At 72.8% G+C, this 16,758-nt stretch carries 15 protein-coding genes; 2 read left to right on the top strand and 13 right to left on the bottom strand.

Translation table 11 applies throughout. The annotated features are described in order from the left end of the window. Window positions 1-28: 28 nt before the first annotated feature. Window positions 29-835, top strand: coding sequence for a helix-turn-helix transcriptional regulator (locus tag AB0L89_RS10285; protein WP_365138540.1), 807 nt, complete (start codon window positions 29-31; stop codon window positions 833-835). Between the two features lie 45 nt (window positions 836-880). Here AB0L89_RS10285 and dmpI read toward each other — a convergent pair whose 3' ends face one another. The 3 genes from dmpI to AB0L89_RS10300 all read right to left on the bottom strand — a co-directional run bounded on the left by dmpI (window position 881) and on the right by AB0L89_RS10300 (window position 3,327). Further along, window positions 881-1,063, bottom strand: coding sequence for a 4-oxalocrotonate tautomerase DmpI (gene dmpI, locus AB0L89_RS10290; RefSeq protein WP_365137405.1), 183 nt, complete (start codon window positions 1,061-1,063; stop codon window positions 881-883). A 114-nt stretch (window positions 1,064-1,177) separates the two neighbouring features. Continuing rightward, on the bottom strand, window positions 1,178-2,074 hold the full coding sequence (locus tag AB0L89_RS10295; protein ID WP_365137408.1) for a LysR family transcriptional regulator: 897 nt from the start codon (window positions 2,072-2,074) through the stop codon (window positions 1,178-1,180). Window positions 2,075-2,154: 80 nt separating this feature from the next. Then, window positions 2,155-3,327, bottom strand: a complete 1,173-nt coding sequence (locus AB0L89_RS10300; RefSeq protein WP_365137411.1) for a winged helix DNA-binding domain-containing protein — start codon at window positions 3,325-3,327, stop codon at window positions 2,155-2,157. 163 nt (window positions 3,328-3,490) lie between these two features. On the opposite strand from AB0L89_RS10300, the gene AB0L89_RS10305 reads away from it, so the two are divergent. After that, window positions 3,491-4,639 carry a magnesium and cobalt transport protein CorA gene (locus AB0L89_RS10305; RefSeq protein WP_365137414.1) on the top strand — a complete coding sequence of 383 codons (1,149 nt, stop codon included), beginning with the start codon at window positions 3,491-3,493 and terminating at the stop codon, window positions 4,637-4,639. A 279-nt stretch (window positions 4,640-4,918) separates the two neighbouring features. Here AB0L89_RS10305 and AB0L89_RS10310 read toward each other — a convergent pair whose 3' ends face one another. From AB0L89_RS10310 to AB0L89_RS10355, 10 genes are all read right to left on the bottom strand, one after another. Continuing rightward, entirely contained in the window at window positions 4,919-6,550 is a 1,632-nt protein-coding gene (locus AB0L89_RS10310) for a M4 family metallopeptidase (RefSeq protein WP_365137417.1), read from the bottom strand. 739 nt (window positions 6,551-7,289) lie between these two features. After that, a complete protein-coding gene (locus AB0L89_RS10315) occupies window positions 7,290-8,573 on the bottom strand; it encodes a methylaspartate mutase (RefSeq protein ID WP_365137419.1) in 1,284 nt (427 codons plus the stop codon). Further along, window positions 8,570-9,121, bottom strand: coding sequence for a cobalamin-dependent protein (locus tag AB0L89_RS10320; protein WP_365137422.1), 552 nt, complete (start codon window positions 9,119-9,121; stop codon window positions 8,570-8,572). Before AB0L89_RS10320 ends, AB0L89_RS10315 begins: the two co-directional genes overlap by 4 nt. Next, the gene (locus tag AB0L89_RS10325; protein ID WP_365137425.1) at window positions 9,114-10,373 is read right to left on the bottom strand and encodes a type III PLP-dependent enzyme; all 1,260 of its coding nucleotides are present in this window, start codon (window positions 10,371-10,373) and stop codon (window positions 9,114-9,116) included. Before AB0L89_RS10325 ends, AB0L89_RS10320 begins: the two co-directional genes overlap by 8 nt. Then, window positions 10,370-11,875, bottom strand: a complete 1,506-nt coding sequence (locus AB0L89_RS10330; RefSeq protein ID WP_365138543.1) for an AMP-binding protein — start codon at window positions 11,873-11,875, stop codon at window positions 10,370-10,372. Before AB0L89_RS10330 ends, AB0L89_RS10325 begins: the two co-directional genes overlap by 4 nt. 151 nt (window positions 11,876-12,026) lie before the next feature. Next, the gene (locus AB0L89_RS10335; RefSeq protein ID WP_365137428.1) at window positions 12,027-12,551 is read right to left on the bottom strand and encodes a flavin reductase family protein; all 525 of its coding nucleotides are present in this window, start codon (window positions 12,549-12,551) and stop codon (window positions 12,027-12,029) included. Beyond that, window positions 12,548-14,110, bottom strand: a complete 1,563-nt coding sequence (locus AB0L89_RS10340) for an amino acid adenylation domain-containing protein (RefSeq protein ID WP_365137431.1) — start codon at window positions 14,108-14,110, stop codon at window positions 12,548-12,550. Before AB0L89_RS10340 ends, AB0L89_RS10335 begins: the two co-directional genes overlap by 4 nt. Then, on the bottom strand, window positions 14,100-15,038 hold the full coding sequence (locus tag AB0L89_RS10345; protein WP_365137434.1) for a hypothetical protein: 939 nt from the start codon (window positions 15,036-15,038) through the stop codon (window positions 14,100-14,102). Before AB0L89_RS10345 ends, AB0L89_RS10340 begins: the two co-directional genes overlap by 11 nt. After that, complete coding sequence (locus AB0L89_RS10350) at window positions 15,035-15,685, bottom strand: 4'-phosphopantetheinyl transferase superfamily protein (protein WP_365137437.1); 651 nt, start codon at window positions 15,683-15,685, stop codon at window positions 15,035-15,037. Before AB0L89_RS10350 ends, AB0L89_RS10345 begins: the two co-directional genes overlap by 4 nt. Next, window positions 15,682-16,758 (bottom strand): acyl-CoA dehydrogenase family protein, encoded by a 1,077-nt coding sequence (locus AB0L89_RS10355; RefSeq protein WP_365138546.1) that lies wholly within the window; start codon window positions 16,756-16,758, stop codon window positions 15,682-15,684. The genes AB0L89_RS10350 and AB0L89_RS10355 overlap by 4 nt, the downstream gene beginning before the upstream one ends.

The raw sequence follows: 16,758 nt of genomic DNA on the forward strand, positions 1-16,758 counted from the left end.
GTCGGCTGACGGCGGCGAGACGGTGGAGATGCGGGCCGCTCTGCTGCGGCTGCGCCGCGGCACGGGCCTCCCGGTGGCCTTCGGCGGACTCCTCGAAGGGTCGCGCCAGGTGCGGATCGGCGAGCTGAGCGGCACGGGGACGTGCGCCCTGAGCGGCCTCGCGATCTCCTCGGGCAACGGCCTCGGCGGCAAGGCGGTCGCCCTGTCCCGGCCGTGCGCGGTCACCGACTACCACGTCTCGCGGCACATCAGCCACGAGTACGACGCGGCGGTGGCGGCCGAGGGCCTGCGCTCGGTGCTCGCGGTGCCGGTCGTGGTGCGCCGCCGGGTGCGCGGGGTGCTGTACGGCGCGCTGCGCGCGGCCCAGCCGCTCGGCGACCGGACGCTGGCGGCGGCGGTGGCCGCGGCGCGGGACGTGGAGCAGTCCCTCGTCGTACGCGACGAGGTGCGCGCGCTGCTCGCGGCGGCCCGGGAGCCGGTGGCGGGCCCCGGGGCGTGGGAGCAGGTCCGCGAGGCGCACGGCGCGCTGCGCGCCCTGGCCCCGCGGGTCGTCGACCCGGCGCTGCGGGCCGAACTCCTCGCGGTGTGCGGCCGGCTGGCGTCGGCGGTGACGGTCCCCGAGCGCGATCGGGACCGCCCCGTCTCCCTCGCCCCCCGCGAGGTCGACGTGCTGTCCTGCGTCGCCGCGGGCGTGACGAACGCGGCGGCGGCCGAGCGCCTCGGGCTGCGCCCGGAGACCGTGAAGGGCTATCTGCGCTCGGCGATGCGGAAGCTGGGCGCGCACACGCGCCTGGAGGCGGTGGTGGCGGCGCGGCGGGCGGGACTGCTGCCTTAGCCCCTCGGCTTCGGCCCCGCCCGCGGGGCGGCCCTGCCCGGAGGGCTACTTGTCGGCGGTGAGCCTGCCCGCGACACCCCAGCTGTCGGCCGGTGTCTCGTGGATCCAGACGTGCACGGTCTCGGCCGGGATCCCGTACGCGTCCACGAACGCGTCGGTGATCTGCCTGACGAGCTCCCGCTTGAGCTCGATGTCGCGGGGCCCCTGCTGGACGGTGACGACGGGCATGGCCGAACTCCCTTGATCAGGACCGGAATCCCGGCCTGTCGCCGGTCTCTCGGTGCGCCCCCAGTCCAGCCGAGCCGCGCCCCGCGACCAAGAAGCAGCCCGCGACCACAGCGATCATCTTTCGTGATCGTCGCTGGTGAGAGCCCTGGCGGCGGCGCAGACGGCGAGGAAGTCGGCGAGGTCCCCCGCCGGTTCGCCGTCCCGCACGGCCAGCCCCGTGGCGAGCGCGAGCCCCGGCGCGCGGAAGGGCAGGAAGGCCACCCGAGGGCTGTGCAGCAGCCGCGCGTGCGAGGCGTACACGACCGTCCACTGCGGCACGGCCCCCGCCCCGATCGTGGCGAGCGTGTCGTGCAGCGAACCGCCGACGGGACCCGGCACCGGCGTGAACCCCGCGTCGCGGCAGGCCCCGACGACCAGGTCCACGAGCGCGGGGTTGGCGCGCCGCGCGGTGAGCGTCAGCGGCAGCCCGGCCAGCTCGCCGAGCGCCACGTCGGGCCGTGCGGCCAGCGGGTGCGCGGCCGGGAGCGCGGCGACCAGCGGGTCGTCCCACAGGGGCACGATCCGTACGCCGGGGAAGGGCTCCGGCGCGCGGACGAACGCGGCGTCGACCCGCCCGTCGACGACGGCCTCCAGCCGCTCGCGCGCGGTGCCCGACACCAGCTCCACCGGCACACCGGGCGCCCGCGCGGCGAAGCCCGCGAGGACCCGGTCCAGGTGCTCGCCGAGCCCCGTGCTCGTGGCCAGGCGCAGTCCGGCGGGCCGGGCGACCGCGGCGCGCGCCCGCTCGGCGGCGGCGAGCACCGCCCGCGCCTCGGGCAGCAGCCGCTCCCCCGCCCCGGTGAGCCGCACATGGCGGGGCGATCGGTCGAAGAGGTCGGCGCCCAACTCCCTTTCCAGGCGGCGTATCTGCTGGCTGACGGCGGACTGGACGATGTGCAGCCGCTCGGCCGCGCGCCCGAAGTGCAGTTCGTCGGCGACGGTCACGAAGTAGCTGAGCTGCCGCAGTTCCATGGTCGGCAGCCTATGCGGGGCGGCTCGCCCGGCCCCGCCCGGTGAGGCGGGGGCAGCCCGGTGAGGCGGGGCAGCCCGCCTCAGGCGTCGACGACGGTCCCGAAACGGATGTCGTACGAGGAGGACGTCTCGGCGATCCGCGTCAGCATCCGCTCGGCCTCCGAGATCAGCTCGTCCCGCTGGGCGCGGCCCGGCTTCCCGAACGGCTCGATGGTGAGCACGGCCGCCCCGCCCTTCGGGTCCTCCACCAGTCTCCACACCCCGGCGAGGAACCCGTCGAGGAGGAAGACGCAGTACGGCATGTTCCCCTTCCACGTGCGCCCCTTGTACGCGGCGGGCACGACGCGGGCGCGGTCGGCGTGCGAGAGGAGGAGGTTGTCGTACTCGGGCAGGAAGCGGGGCGGGGCCGGGGTGTCCGGGTCGGGGCGCGGCGCGTCGGGCAGGTCGAAGAGCTCGACGCCGTTCTCGTCGCGGAACGTACGCAGCCGGGGCCGGAGCCGCTCGAAGACCTCGCGCAGCCGGGTGCGCCGGGCCCAGGTCTGCATGTCCTTGACGGAGGCGGGCCCGAAGGCGGCGAGGTAGCGCAGGGCGGTGGCGTCGAGGGCGGGCAGGGACCCGGCGTCCGGCGCGGGCGGCCGTCCGGCATCGGGCCCGAGCCAGGTGTCGACCGTCGTGAGGGCGACCTGCCCGCTGCGCCGCCACAGCCCGCGCGGGGTTACCTGGACGAGCGGCAGCGCGCACCGGGCCGCGATGCCGAGGGACTGCGGGTCGGCGTCCGGCCACCGGGCGCCGAGGAGCTCGCGCAGCTGCTTCATCGTGCGCGGCCCGGCCTCGACGGCCTCGCGGGCGAGGTCGGCGAGCTCCGCGAGGTCCACGCCGGCCAGTCCCTTTCGGAACAGGGCCAGTTCACTCTCCAGCGCGCCCTGTGCGAGGGTGCGCAGGGTGCGGGCGTCGGCGGCGGTGTGCAGATGGATGGTGGAGCGCAGGGTGACCATGCGGACCAGGTGGCGGGAGTCCAGGAGCGCGGAGAGTTCGGCGGGGTCGAAGTGCTCCAGGCGGGCGGCGAGGGCGTAGTAGGGCGGCTTGACGTTCTGCGCCTGGAGACCGACGAGGTGGTCGACGGCGCCCGTGACGGACAGGTCGCGGTCACGGCGCAGGAGGAGCTGCCGGTCGAGGGTGGCACGGTTGAGGGCACGTGTCCCCAGCACGGGGGCGGCGCCCGCCGCGGCCGGAACCCTGGTCGTCTTGGTCATGTCCGGCACGGTAACGGGAGTCGCGGACACGTACGGTCCGCAACTCGGCCGCGCCACGGCCGCACTCGGGCCATTTAGGACGTATATCCTGCTCCGTGCCCATCTAGACAAACGTTCGACAACATTCGATCGAGACGACGTTTCGACATGGAAGGCGGCCAGCATGGCGGAGCGCCGAGCCCGTCCCGCACCGAACGGGCGGAAGCACACGTGGCGGCGCGCGACGCCGCCCCCGGTGACCCCGCCGCCCGAGGACGAGGCGCGCGCCCCCGCGCCGGACCGCGAGGAGGCGGACAGCGTCGTGGAGGCCGCCCTGTACCGGGACGGCGTGCGGGTGGCGACGCCGGCGTCCCTGGCGGACACCTACCGCGAGCTGGGCAAGCAGCCGGACGGCATGGCGTGGATCGGGCTCGCCCGCCCGACGGAGCAGGAACTCCTGTCCCTGGCCTCCGAGTTCGACCTGCACGAACTCGCCGTCGAGGACGCGATGGAGGCCCATCAGCGCCCGAAGCTGGAGCGCTACGGCAAGACGCTCTTCGTCGTCCTGCGCGCCGCGCGCTACCTCGACGCACCCGAGGAGGTCGACTTCGGCGAGCTGCACGTCTTCGTGGGCCCCGACTTCCTCATCACGGTCCGCCACGGCGCGGCCCCCGACCTGTCCGGGGTACGCCGCCGCATGGAGGAGACCCCCGACCTCCTCAAACTGGGCCCCGAGGCGGTGCTGTACGCGATCCTGGACGCGGTGGTCGACGGCTACGCCCCGGTCGTCGCCGGCGTCCAGAACGACATCGACGAGATCGAGACCGAGGTCTTCGGCGGCGACCCCGCGGTCTCCCGCCGCATCTACGAACTCTCCCGCGAAATGGTCGAGTTCCAACGCGCCACCCGCCCCCTGGTCGGCATGCTGCACGCCCTGATGGCAGGCTTCGCGAAATACGGCACGGACGAGGAACTCCAGCGCTACCTCCGCGACGTGGCCGACCACGTCACCCACACCAGCGAACGAGTCGACGGATTCCGCCAGGCCCTGGCGGACATCCTCACGGTCAACGCGACGCTGGTCACGCAGCAACAGAACGCGGAGATGCGGGCGTTGGCGGAAGCGGGGTTCGAACAGAACGAGGAGATCAAGAAGATCTCTTCTTGGGCGGCGATTCTGTTCGCACCGACGCTGGTCGGCACGATCTATGGGATGAACTTCGAGACGATGCCGGAGCTGAAGTGGGCGGGTGGTTATCCGTTCGCGATTCTGCTGATGGCTGTGGTGTGCGTGAGTCTGTATTTCATCTTCAAGCGGCGGGACTGGCTTTAGCAGGTGAGCCGCAGATCTTGACCTTCCGCGTGAGGGAACGCGTCAGGGAACTGCTCGGCGTTCCGTAGGGCATAAACGATGACACAGAGGTAGCACGGTTCAGAACCTCTTCACACCCAGGGAGCGCTGGGCGTTCACCGGGCTCATGGACGGGAGCCACCGGCCACGGTTGCAGGGCTTCGGCAAAGTTGCCCGATGTCCGGTTCGTGATCATGTGAGTCCGAGGAGTAACGGGCGGCGTCCGTTTCGGACGCCGCCCGTTACGTCACTGACCGGGGGCTACTTGACGTTGACGCCGGTCCAGGCAGCGGCCACGCGCTTGTACTCGGTGGAATTCGCGCCGTACAGGTCCTTCGCGGCGCTGAGCGTGCCCTTACGGGCCGCCTTGTAGTCGGTGGTCGACGTGAAGTACGTCGTCAGGGCCTTGAACCAGATCTTCTCGGCCTTGCCGCGTCCGATGCCCAGCACCTTGGAGCCGTCGGCGGTCGGCGAGTTGTACTGGACGCCATTGATCCGCTTCTTGCCGCTGCCCTCGGACAGCAGGTAGAAGAAGTGGTTGGCGATGCCCGAGGAGTAGTGGACGTCGACGTTCCCGGCGTTGGCGCTCCACTTGTCCAGGGAGTCGCCGTCCTTGCTCGGCTTGTCCATGTAACGCAGCGGGGTGCCGTCGCCGTTGATGTCGATCTTCTCGCCGATGAGGTAGTCGCCGACGTCCTTGGGGTTCTTGGCCTTGAACTCGACGGCCGCCGCGAAGATGTCGGAGGTGGCCTCGTTCAGGCCACCGGACTCGCCGCTGTACTCCATGTTGCCGGTCGCCGAGGTGACACCGTGCGTCATCTCGTGGGCCGCGACGTCGATCTCGGTGAGGGGCTTCTTGTCGCCCTCGCCGTCGCCGTACGTCATGCAGAAGCAGCTGTCGTCCCAGAAGGCGTTGACGTAGCCGTTGCCGTAGTGGACCCGGGAGGTCGCGCCCTTGCCGTCGCCGTTGATGCCCTTGCGGCCGTGCACGTCCTTGTAGTAGTCCCAGGTGAGCTGGGCACCGTAGGCGGCGTCGACAGCGGCGGTCTGCGCGTTCGAGGGCTTGCCGTTGCCCCAGACGTCGTTGGCGTCCTTGAAGAGCTTGCCGCCACCGCTCTCCGCGTGCTTCAGGTCGAAGGTGCGGTGGCCGCCTCGGGCCTTGTCGGTCAGCTCGTAGCCGCTCGTGCCCTTCTTGGAGCCGACCGTCACCTTGCCGCTGTACTGGCTGTTGCCGGTGCCGTTCTCGATGGCCTGGTACTCGTACAGCTTCTTGCCCGTCGCGGCGTCCGTGATGACATGGAGCCTGCTGGGCGTACCGTCCTCCTGCACACCGGTGACGACGGTCTCGTACGCGAGGACGGGCTTGCCGGAGGCGGCCCAGATCACCTTGCGCGGCGACTGCGCGTCGGCCTTGGCGGTCTTCGCCTTCGCGGCGGTCGACTCGGCGGACTTGGCGACGGAGGACTCGGCGAGCTTCGCGTCCGTGGAGGCGACCTTCACGGTGGCCTCGGTCGCCTTGGTGACGCTCTTCACCTTGCCGCTCTTGGCAGTGTGCACGACGAGGTCGCCGCCGAGGACGGGCAGGCCGTCGTAGGTGCGCTCGTAGCGGGTGTGGGTGGTGCCGTCGGCGTCCTTGACGACGTCACGGACGACGAGCTTCTCCTTGGCGCCCAGGCCGATCTTCTCGGCAGTCGCCGATCTGTCGGCGTTCGCGTCCTGGAGAAGGTCCGCGCGGGCCGACGCCGAGAGGGCGACGGGCGAACCGGACGGCTCGGTGCCGTTGTCCGGCTGGGCGGAGGCGCCGGTAGTCAGGCCGGCGGTGAGCAGCGCTCCGGCCGCGACGGCGGTGGCGATCGCGAGCGTCGAACGCTTACGGGATATGTGAGAGGTCACGCGTGCTCCATCTGTGGGGGCCCGGGAGGCATGGAGGGCCGCCCGAAGCAGAGAAAGACGCGATGCGGGCGTGCAGCGTGTTGCTGTACGTGCAGCGTGTTGCGGGGGAGCGTGTCATTTCAACCAGGTACATGTCAGCATTTTGACTGGATGTTGGCCGGAAATGATCCGTTGAACGATGGTCGACATACGCAATGCGAACAGATCAAGAACGCGGTCGGAATCGGCAACGTGGCGGCCGTGCCGAGGAGTTGCCGCAGCGGCGATGCGCCTCGGTGAGGCGGAAGGGTGCCCAGGCGCGGCAGAGTATGCAGCCGCACGCTCCGCTCCACTCCCTGCGGAGCGCTGGCGGCACCACGCACACCCGGCTGCCAGAGAGACGCCACATAGTCCGCAAGCGTGATCGAACCAGCCATGGGATCGGCGGGCTCTCCACACGTCTGGTCCGTGATGGCGGCGCTGAGCCAGGTCTTGGCTTCCTCCAGCGTTTTGAAAGACCTGTCCCGCACCCCGATTCCAGCCACCCGGTAGCGCGAACCCACGCCGTACCGCGCTGTCCGTTCCCGCTAAGCGTCAGTCAAGTCCGGGAGCCGAGGGCGACATCCAGAGAGAGGGGAAATCCCGCTGACCTTGACCGTCCCGTCCCAGCTTTTCAGCCCACCGTCGGAAGTCCCCCACGTCTGTCTCCCCCCGTGCAAGGCTCATCCGGATGAGACCAGCCCGCGGCTGACGCGGCGGATCAGCGTGAGGGCGAGATCTCCGTGGGCGCCTCGTGGCCCAGCGGGGCGGTGTCGAAGCGGCGTCTCACGTAGGAGAGGTCGGCCAGCAGGCCGGTGGAAGTCACCCGGCGTGGGCCCTCGCCCCGTACCAGGTGTCCGATGGGCAGGGATCCGGTCCGGTCCCACCGCAGGCGGCCGGTGGGGTCGATGTAGCTGCGGGTCTCGCCGCGGTTGTCGGGGTGCAGGCAGTAGGGGATGTCGAGGTAGCCGGACCGGAAGGCCCGCAGCAGCGCCTTGCCGATGTCTCCGTCGAGGTTCAGGACCGCCTCGACCAGGGCCGCCGCCTCCTGGTACGTCTGGTTGTCGGCGGGGACGTCCGGGGTGCGGGGCGAGGCGTGCCGCGCGGCCCGGCCCGCGTGCTCCAGGGCGCGCACGTTCTCCTCGATCGTCGGGATGCGGCGCGACTCGGCCTCCGTCTTGACGATGAGCCGTTCGGCGCCGCTGGTCACCGCCAGCTCCGCCGCCAGGCCGAGCAGCCGGTACGCGCCCTCGGCCGTCTGCGGATACAGCCCCATGTAGGCGTACACCACGACGTGCCAGTCGTCGGTGGGCAGCAGCTCGGCGCAGAGCCGGCGCAGCGCGGCGACCGCTTCCCTGTCCTGTTCGGCGTGGGTCTGCTGCGCGTAGCTGACCGAGACGCTGCGCACGCCGTGCTGAAGGAAGAACAGGGCCTCCAGCACGCTGATGGCGACCAGTTGGCTCGGCGGGCAGAGCTGCCCGAGCATGCAGCCGCCGAAGGTCTCCAGGTGCGGTTCGACCTCGCTGTCCCGCAGTTGCGCGAAGAGCCGGACGCTGTCCCGCCAGTTGGTGACGGACTCGGCGAGCGGAGTGCGTCCGTAGGGCAGGCAGTAGGAGACCGGTCCCCCTTCACTGGCGCCGAGCCGCAGCGTGGCCAGGGCCCGGAAGATGTCCAGCGGCGCGGCCGAGCCGTGCCGGATCTGGACCGGGAAGTCGGGGCCCCAGGAGTCGGCGAGCACCCAGGCGGTGGTCTCCGGATCATGGCTGACGATCGGGTAGCCGTTGAGGTCGATGCCCTCGCGCAGCGCGGTCCGCACCGCCTCCAGGTGACCGACGCGCGTATGGGCGTCCAAGGTGATGGTGCCGGTGGTGACGGCATCGGCCCTCTTGGTCGCCAGCAGTCCCTCCCGCATCGCCTGCGGGCCACTGAACCCCATGCGCGGCTGGACCACCAGCCGGCCGTTGCCGCCCCTCGCCCGTACGAACGCACCGAAATCAGCGGTCATACCCCTCGTGCCCGTCCTGAGATCGCCGGCGTCTGCTCCGCGGCCCGCACCGGCTGTGCCGGACCGGCCGACGGCTGCCCCGCGACGGCGGGCGCCGCTCCGGGCAGCGCGCCGATGAAGTTCCGCAGGGCGGCCACCGGGTCGCCGCTGTCCTCGAAGACCGCGTCGAAGCCGGCGGCCATCAGCTCGCGGGCGCGGGCGCCCGCCATGTCGTCGGTGACGCCCAGCTTCCCGCCGATCACGACGGGCGTGGCGGACAGCCCCCGCAGGTCGCGCAGTTGCCGGATCACCCGCATCCCGTCCTGGTGGCCGTGGCCGTTGACACTGCTGATGACCACCACCGCCGGGTCGATGGCCTGGACCTCCGCGAGCAGCAGCTCGTCGGGGACGCACGGGCCGAGGTTCACCACGTGGTACCCGAGCTCCTCGATGAGCAGTTGCAGGAAGACCAGGTTCCAGGTGTGGGCGTCGGAGGCCATCGAGGTGACCACGACGGTGAAGTCGCGCCGGTCCGGCGCCCCGCCCCGGGGTACGAGCGCCTCACCCATCGCGCCCCACCGGCCCATAGGTACGCACGTGTTCGATGCGGGAGACGGATATGACCTCGTCGCCGCGGACGACGACCTCCGTGGGGGCGGGCCGGCCCAGGAACATGAGCAGGCTGGCGGTCGGGCCATAGGCACCGGTGTTGGGCACGGCCACCACGTCCCCGGGGGCCAGGGCGGGCACCTCGACCTCTCGGGCCAGCAGGTCGCCCGGGGTGCAGAGCGGCCCGGCCAGGCTGGCCTTCTCCGTCTCCGCCTCCCCGTCCGTGCTCCGGCCCTCGACCGTCACGGAGACGGGAAGGATCCGGCCGAGGCCCGACATCCCGCCGAAGGTGTTGATGCCCGCGTCGAGGATGACGAACTTCCGCCCCCGGCTGACCTTGACGTTGCTGACCGTGGCGAGCAGGGTGCCGCTGTCGCCGACGAGATAGCGGCCGGACTCCACGGCCACCCGGGGCGCGCCGTCGCGCCATTGGGGGAAGTGCTCGTCGAGCGCGGCTTCGAGCGCGGCGCGCAGCCGGGGGTAGGCGGCCCGCTCCCCGCGCTGCCCGTACGGCACGGCGAAGCCACCGCCGATGTCCAGCAGCCGCAGCGGGACGCCGAGGTCGTGCTGTGCCTGGACGGCCACCTCCAGCGTGTGCCGGAACTCCCCGATCAGCGCCTCTTCGTCCTTGGCGTTGCTCTGGGAGAACAGGTGCAGGCCGACGACGGAGGTGCCAGGGACCGCGCGCAGCTTGTCCGCGGTCGACGCCAGCGTCTCGCTGTCGATGCCGAACTGGGTGGGCTTGCCGGTCATCCGGATCCCGGTGCTGGCGCTCGCCGTCGCGCTGTTGATGCGCAGCAGGCAGTCGGCGACCGTCGCGTGCGCGGTGGCGGCCTCGCCGATGTGCTCCAGGTCCGTGAGGGACTCGGCGGAGTACATCCGCACCCCGGCGGCCATCGCCTCGTTCAGTTCACCGGGCGTCTTGCCGGGGCCGGTGTAGAGAATGTCCGACGCGGGGTACCCGGCCTCGAGTGCCGCCGCCAGCTCGCCGGTGGAGCTGATCTCGGCCTTGCAGGCAGGACCGGGTCCGGCGCGCAGGGCGCGTACGAGGTCCACATGGGGGTTGGCCTTGAAGGCGTAGAAGATCTCGGTGCCCTCGGGCAGCTGGGCGGCGAGGTCCCGCCGTGCCGCCTCGACCCGGTCCAGGTCGTAGACGTAGCACGGGGTCCCGTAGTGCCGGGCCAGCTCCTCCAGGGAGGTGCGGGCGCTCACTGGTTCTCTCCGTCCAGCAGGGCGGCCAGCTCCTGGCGCGCGTTCTTGCCGTGCAGGGTGAAGGGGAACTCGGACAGCACCCGGACGACGGCCGGGATCTTCGCCGGCTCCAGGCGCGCGATCAGTTCGTCGGTGATGGTGGGGACGTCGAGGTCGGCCTCGACGAAGAGCGCGAGGTCGTGCCGGTCGGTGGGCGCGAGCGCGGCGGCGGCCCGGACGCCGGGGATGTCCATGGCGGCGCTCTCGATCTCCAGCGTGGACATCCGCAGGCCCTTGCGCTTGAACATGTCGTCGCGGCGGCCCTCGAAGTACAGGTAGCCGTCCTCGTCCAGGCTTCCGTAGTCGCCCGTATGCAGGCGCCGGGCGCCGGTGGCCGGGTCGGTGCGGAAGGTGCGCTCGCTGACCTCGGGGTTGCGCCAGTAGCCGCTCATCACGTGCGGGCCCTCGGCGACGATCTCACCGGTCTGCCCGGTGGGGACGGGCGCGCCGTCGGGGTCGAGGATCAGCACGCGGGTGCCGGGCAGCGGCAGGCCCACCGCGGTGGGGCGCTCCGTGTCCTGCTCCGGGGGCATCACGGTGATGCGCTTGGCCTCGGTCTGTCCGTACTGGCGCACCACGCGCGCGCCGGGGAAGTGCTTGCGCAGCGCGTCGATGGTGCTCTGGGGCAGTGCGGCGCCGGTGTTGGTGAACATCCGCACCGGGGGCGGCTCGTCGCGGTCGCGGCGGGCGAGTTGGGTGATGATCGTGGCCAGGGAGGGGACGATCGGCACGACCGTCGCGCCGGTCTCGCGCATCCGCTTGAGGAGGACGAAGTCGGACTCCCCGTCGGCCAGCACGACCTCACAGCGGGCCACGCACGTCATCAGGACCTTGTAGAGGCCGTAGTCCCAGGACAGCGGGAAGCGGCAGAAGACGACGTCGTCGCGCCGGTAGCCGAGGGCCCGGGTCAGGGCCCGGGTGGCGAAGACCACCTGGCGGTGCGGGCTGACGACTGCCTTGGGGGCGGCCGTGGAACCGGACGTGTAGATCAGGGCGGCCACGTCGTCGGGGTGCGCGGGCTCGGCCACCGACCGCGACGGGGCCGGCTCCTGTCCCTGCGCGCTCTCCAGGTCCGCGCACCGCCGGGTGACGTCGGCCAGGACGTCGGCGAGTTCGTGCACCGGGGCGGCCTTCAGGTCGCGCAGCGGTCCCGCCGTCCGCTCGTCCCCGATGATCAGCGCGGGTTCGGCGTTCTCCGCGACCGACCTGAGGTGGAACGGCTTCATGACCGGGTTGAGCGAGACGAAGACCGCGCCGGCGCGGGACGTGCCGTAGAACATGGCGACCAGTTCACGGCTGCTCGGGAGCTGCACCAGTACGCGGTCGCCCCGGCCCACGCCGTGGGCGCGCAGCCAGTCGGCGAAGGCGTGGCTGAAGGCGGCCAGCCGCCGGTAGCTCCACGCGCCGTTGGCGTCCCGGATCGCGGAGGCGTCGGGCACCTCCGCCGCGGCCTCGTCCAGCAGGGCGTGGACGAGCCCGTCCTCGGGTGCCGTCCCGGCGTCCCCGGTGGCGTCGTGGCGGATCGAATCGGAGTGGCTGTCCAACGTGCTCTCTCACTGTGAGGGTGTCGGGAAGGGATGTCGGGGGCGGGGACGGGTGGTCGGGGTGCCTTCGTCAGTGCGCTCCGAGCCGGTGCGCGTCCCGCTGGTAGAGCACGAACGGCTGCCCGTCGGCCGCGGTCTCGGCGCTCAGCACCGTGCCGACCAGCAGGGTGTGGTCCAGGAGCGGCACTTCCTGCGCGGTGCGGCACACCACCACGGCCTCGGCGTCGGTGAGCACCGGAGCGCCGTCCCGCAGCACATGGCCGACGCCGTCGAACCGCACCGCGGGGTCGGCGGTGGCGAACCGCTGCGCCAACTCCCGCCGGTGCCACGGCAGGACGTTGACCGCGAAGGTCCCGGCGGCGCGGATGTCGCGCAGCGTCCGGCTCGCGGTGCGCAGGGACACGGCCATGGTGGGCGGGTCGTCCGTGAGGGAGAACACGGCGGTCACCGTGCAGCCGACGGGGGTGCCCGACGTGCTGGCGGTCACCACCGTCACGCAGGTGGCGAACCGCGTCATGGCCTCCTTGAAGTCCTCGCGGGAGACCGGCTCCTGGAGGGCCGGGCCGGGGAGGACCGGGGCACCGTCCCCGTTCATCGCACGGCCCCGTTCGCCGGCGCGAGGGCCTGGGCGAGGGCCCGGCGGTCGATCTTGCCGTTGGCGTTGAGCGGGAAGCGGTCGAGCGGAGTGAGCACGTCCGGCACCATGTACGAGGGCAGGGCGGCGCGCACCGCCGCGAGCAGCCGCTCGGGGTCGCAGTCCTCGCCCGTGCAGGCGGCGGCGAGAGCGCTGTCGCCCCGGGGCTTGGGGATCGCCACCACGACCGCGTCGCGCACCCCGGGCTGGGCGCGCAGCACCGTCTCGATCTCGCCGAGTTCGACCCGGTAGCCGCGCACCTTGACCTGCTGGTCGAGCCGGCCCAGATGGACCAGGCCGCGTTCGTCGGTACGGACCCGGTCCCCGGTGCGGTACCAGAGCCGCTCGTCCGGCGGCGCCGGTTCACCGACCACCGTGGCCCGCTCACCGTCGTAGCGCAGGAAGCGGCCCGCGTTGTCCTCGGGCGCCAGATAGCCGGGGAACCGCTGGACGCCTCGGACGCACAGCTCGCCCTCCGCCGCGGGGCGGCCGTCCTCGTCGACGACCAGTTGCTCCAGGCCGGGGTAGAGGTCCCCGATGGGCACGGTCTCCCCCGCCTCCTCCCCGGGTCCGGCGCCGTCGGGCAGCCGGTACTGGGTGCAGCTGAGGGTGAGTTCGGTGGGCCCGTACAGGTTCTCCAGCACGCTGCCGGAGGCGGCCGCGGCCCATGCCGCGGCCTGGGCGGCGGTCAGCGGCTCTCCGCAGAACAGGCTCCAGCGCAGGGTCGGCATGGAGTCGGGAGCAAGCCCGCGCAGCCGCATCGCGAAGGAGATCACCGACGGTACGGAGAACCAGTGGGTGAGCCGGGCGCAGTTGACGTACCGGACCGGTGCCAGCACGTCGCTGGCCTCGGGGACGACGAGGGTGGCGCCCGAGCCCCAGGCCGCGAAGAGGTCGAATACCGACAGGTCGAAGGTGAGGTCGAAGGTCTGCGAAAGGCGGGATCCGACGCCCAGCCCGTACCGCGGAATCACATGGTCCAGATAGGCGCCGACGTTGCGGTGCCGGATCGGCACGCCCTTGGGCGTACCGGTCGATCCGGAGGTGAAGAGGATGTACGCGACGTCCGCCGGGTCCGGATCGGCCGGCGGGGGCACCTCGGCGCCCCCGGCCGCGAACGCCGGGTCGGCCGCGTCGAGCGCGCAGACCGGCACGGGCAGTTCGGCATCGGCGCCGTCGGGCTGGGCCAGCACCAGGTCGAGCCCCGCCGCGGCGGTGACGGCGGCGTTGCGCGCGGCCGGGAAGGCCGGGTTGAGGGGCACCACCGTGGCGCCGATCCGCTGGGCGGCGAGGTAGCCCGCGTACGCGGTGAGGTTACGGGCGGCCAGCAGGCCCACGCGGGCCGGCGGGGTGGCACCGGCGGCGGCGAGCAGTGCCGCCGCCAGCTGACCGGAGAGGGCGTCGAGGTCCGCGTAGGTGCGGGACTCGCCCGCCACCTCCAGGGCGACCGCGTCGGGGTGGCGCCGCGCCGTCTCGGCGAACCACTGGTACAGGTGGCGGGGCGTGCCGTCAGCCGTCATGGGTGGTGCCGCCTTTCGTGTCCTCCAGGCGCTCGACCGCGTCGAGTACCGCGGTGAACGCCTTCTCGACCAGGGCGCGCCGGGGACGGCCGCGCTCGGCGGACGCGATGGCGAACCGCACGGCACGGGGCAGTTCGCCCCATGCGGCGGCGGCCTCGGCCACGGCCACGGACTCCTTGTCCCCGGCGGTGGGCAGCAGCGCCAGGCGGTGCCGCTGGTGGCGGGAGGCCGTCCATATGTCGTCCGCGTGCCGGGCCAGCGCGGCGTCGTCCGCGCACAGCAGCTCGGCGACGCGGCGCAGCGCGGGGGCCGTGCCGTGCACCCAGGTGCCCTGCTCGGCGTCCGCGTCGGCGTCCGCGTCGGTGCGGACCAGCCAGCGGTAGCCGGTCGCCGAGGGCAGTTCGACGGGCAGGCCCAGTGCGTAGCGGTCGCGGTTGGCGGCCTCGGGGGTGATCTCCCCCAACGGCGTGGCCAGGCGGCGCAGCCCCTCGTCGTCGAACCGGCCGGAGTAGGGGGCCTGTTCGCCGTGCGGGGTCAGGGCCGCGAAGTCGTCGCGGACGGTCCACATGCCGTCCGCGTCGCGCTCCACCAGCAGCCAGTGCGGGGTCTCACCGCGCTCGTAGGCGGGGGACCAGGCCAGGTGGCGGGTGTTGCCGACGACCAGGACCCGGCCGTGCCGGTCGATCTCGGCTGCCAGCGCGGCCTTCGCCTCGCTCCAGTCGGGGGCGCCCCGGTACGCCAGGGCGCGGCCGGCGCCGTCGCGGTCCACACGGGTGTGGTGCGAGAAGGCCAGGCCGCCCTCCGGCGGGTCGACGCGGACCGACAGCCGGACCGCGGCCGCGAGGTCCCGGGCGATGCCCGGGTTTCCCGCTTCGAGGTAGGCCACCAGGCTCGCGGTGTAGCAGCTCAGCTCCATGGGCTCGCTCACGGGGCCTCCTGATGGGTTGGTGCTGCGGGCAGTTCGGCGAACGCGCAGCTCAGTGGTAAGGGGGACTGCTCGCGAAGACTGACCCAGCGGTAGCCGTCCCAGGTCCCGCGTCGGGTGAAGGGGGGCACCCCGATGGTCCAGGGGCGGCCGGACATCCCGGTGCCCGCGGCCTTGACGCAGGATTCCTGGACGGTCCACACCCAGGCGAACTCGGTGGCACGCGAGCGTCGCGGCATCGGGTCGAGCGCCGCGGCGTGGTCGCCCAGGCAGCGGCGCAGCAGGGAGTCGGAGAGGCGGTCGGGCGGGTACTGGACGTCGACGCCGACCGCGTGGCCCCGGGCGGCGCAGGCCGCGCCGGTGTCCTGGTCGTGGGAGACGCTGATGCCGATCCGCGGCCAGCCCGCCAGCTCGGGCCTGCCGTGGTGCCCGTGGACCACGTCCGCGGCGGCGGCCTCGGGGAACCGCGCGGCCAGCACGCGGCGCAGGGCGGACCGGCCGAGCAGACGGTGGCGGGCCCGCCAGGCGGGCAGCCGCGCGGCGCCGGCCCGGTCGTGCGCGGTGAGCAGTCCGGGGTCGGGCTCGCCCGTCTGCGTGGCGACGTAGACGCCGGGGGCGGCCTGGAGGGGTTCGGAGGGCGTACCGGTCATGGCGCAAGACCGTTCAGTACGGCGTCGAGCCGGTCGGCGACCGTGTCCAGGACGGTCTCCGTGGTGCCGCCGCCGATGCCGAAGACGGCTGCCTCCGCGCGGAGTTCCTGCACTCCCCCGCGGCCGAAGCCGTCGGCGCCCTGGAGTTGGGCGCAGGTGGCGAGCACCCGTTCGACGGTGGCGCCCGAGGCGGCCTTCAGTACCGCGGCGGCGGTGGCATCGCGGTCGGTGGCGATCGCGGCGGACGAGGTCGTCCACAGTGCGTGGAGGGCGCTGATGTGGACGGCGCACTCGGCCAGTCGCTGGCGCACGCTCGCCGAGCGGTTCAGCGGGACCTCGTCCACCAGCCGTGCGCGCAGGCGCCGTTCGGTGTCGGCGAGCACCCTGCGGCACAGCGCGATGGCCCAGGCGGCCGAGGCCAGCCGCTCGACGGAGATGTGCCGGGCGAACATGGCCAGCGCGCGGCCGGGGCGCCCCAGCAGGTGGTCGCGGGAGAGGGTCACCCGCGAGAAGTGGACATGGCCGACCCCGGAGCCCTGGAACAGCGCGGTGTCGGCTGCTTCCACGGTGACGCCGGGTGCGGCCAGCGGCACCAGCACCCAGGTGAAGGAGGTGAAGTGCCGTCCGGGGCGGTGGCGGGCGAGCACCAGGGCGTAGTCGGCGGACAGCGCGGAGGTCACCCAGCGCTTGGTCCCGTCCACGACCAGGTCGCCGCTGCCGTCGCCGAGCTCGACGGTGGTGGAGAGCCCGGCGAGGTCCGAGCCCGCCGCCTCGTCGGTGGCGGCGAGCGCCAGCAGCGTCGTGCCGTCGGCCGCCTCGGCCAGCGTCCGCTCCGCCAGCGGGGTGGTGGCGTTCTCGGCGAGCAGCGGCACGGCCGTGGCCAGCTGCACCAGCAGCGCCAGGACCAGCCCCTGAGGGCCGCGGGCGTCGGCCGCGGCGAGCAGCCGGCGCAGCGTCAGCGGGTCGAGCCGGCCGGTGGGCCGCTCGCCGTAGAGCTCGGTGAGCAGGCCCGCCTCGGCCAGGGCGGCGAGGGCCTCCCTGGCTCCGGCCTCGGCTGGCAGCCCGACGAGCAC

Origin of the sequence: Streptomyces sp. NPDC052114, from assembly GCF_040680155.1 — a bacterium.
Taxonomy (GTDB): domain Bacteria; phylum Actinomycetota; class Actinomycetes; order Streptomycetales; family Streptomycetaceae; genus Streptomyces.

Coding starts and splice junctions, on each gene's coding strand:
- AB0L89_RS10285 (WP_365138540.1), top strand. CDS start 29: ATGCGGGCCGCTCTGCTGCGGCTGCGCCGCGGCACGGGCCTCCCGGTG.
- dmpI (WP_365137405.1), bottom strand. CDS start 1,063: ATGCCCGTCGTCACCGTCCAGCAGGGGCCCCGCGACATCGAGCTCAAG.
- AB0L89_RS10295 (WP_365137408.1), bottom strand. CDS start 2,074: ATGGAACTGCGGCAGCTCAGCTACTTCGTGACCGTCGCCGACGAACTG.
- AB0L89_RS10300 (WP_365137411.1), bottom strand. CDS start 3,327: ATGACCAAGACGACCAGGGTTCCGGCCGCGGCGGGCGCCGCCCCCGTG.
- AB0L89_RS10305 (WP_365137414.1), top strand. CDS start 3,491: ATGGCGGAGCGCCGAGCCCGTCCCGCACCGAACGGGCGGAAGCACACG.
- AB0L89_RS10315 (WP_365137419.1), bottom strand. CDS start 8,573: ATGACCGCTGATTTCGGTGCGTTCGTACGGGCGAGGGGCGGCAACGGC.
- AB0L89_RS10320 (WP_365137422.1), bottom strand. CDS start 9,121: ATGGGTGAGGCGCTCGTACCCCGGGGCGGGGCGCCGGACCGGCGCGAC.
- AB0L89_RS10335 (WP_365137428.1), bottom strand. CDS start 12,551: ATGAACGGGGACGGTGCCCCGGTCCTCCCCGGCCCGGCCCTCCAGGAG.
- AB0L89_RS10340 (WP_365137431.1), bottom strand. CDS start 14,110: ATGACGGCTGACGGCACGCCCCGCCACCTGTACCAGTGGTTCGCCGAG.
- AB0L89_RS10350 (WP_365137437.1), bottom strand. CDS start 15,685: ATGACCGGTACGCCCTCCGAACCCCTCCAGGCCGCCCCCGGCGTCTAC.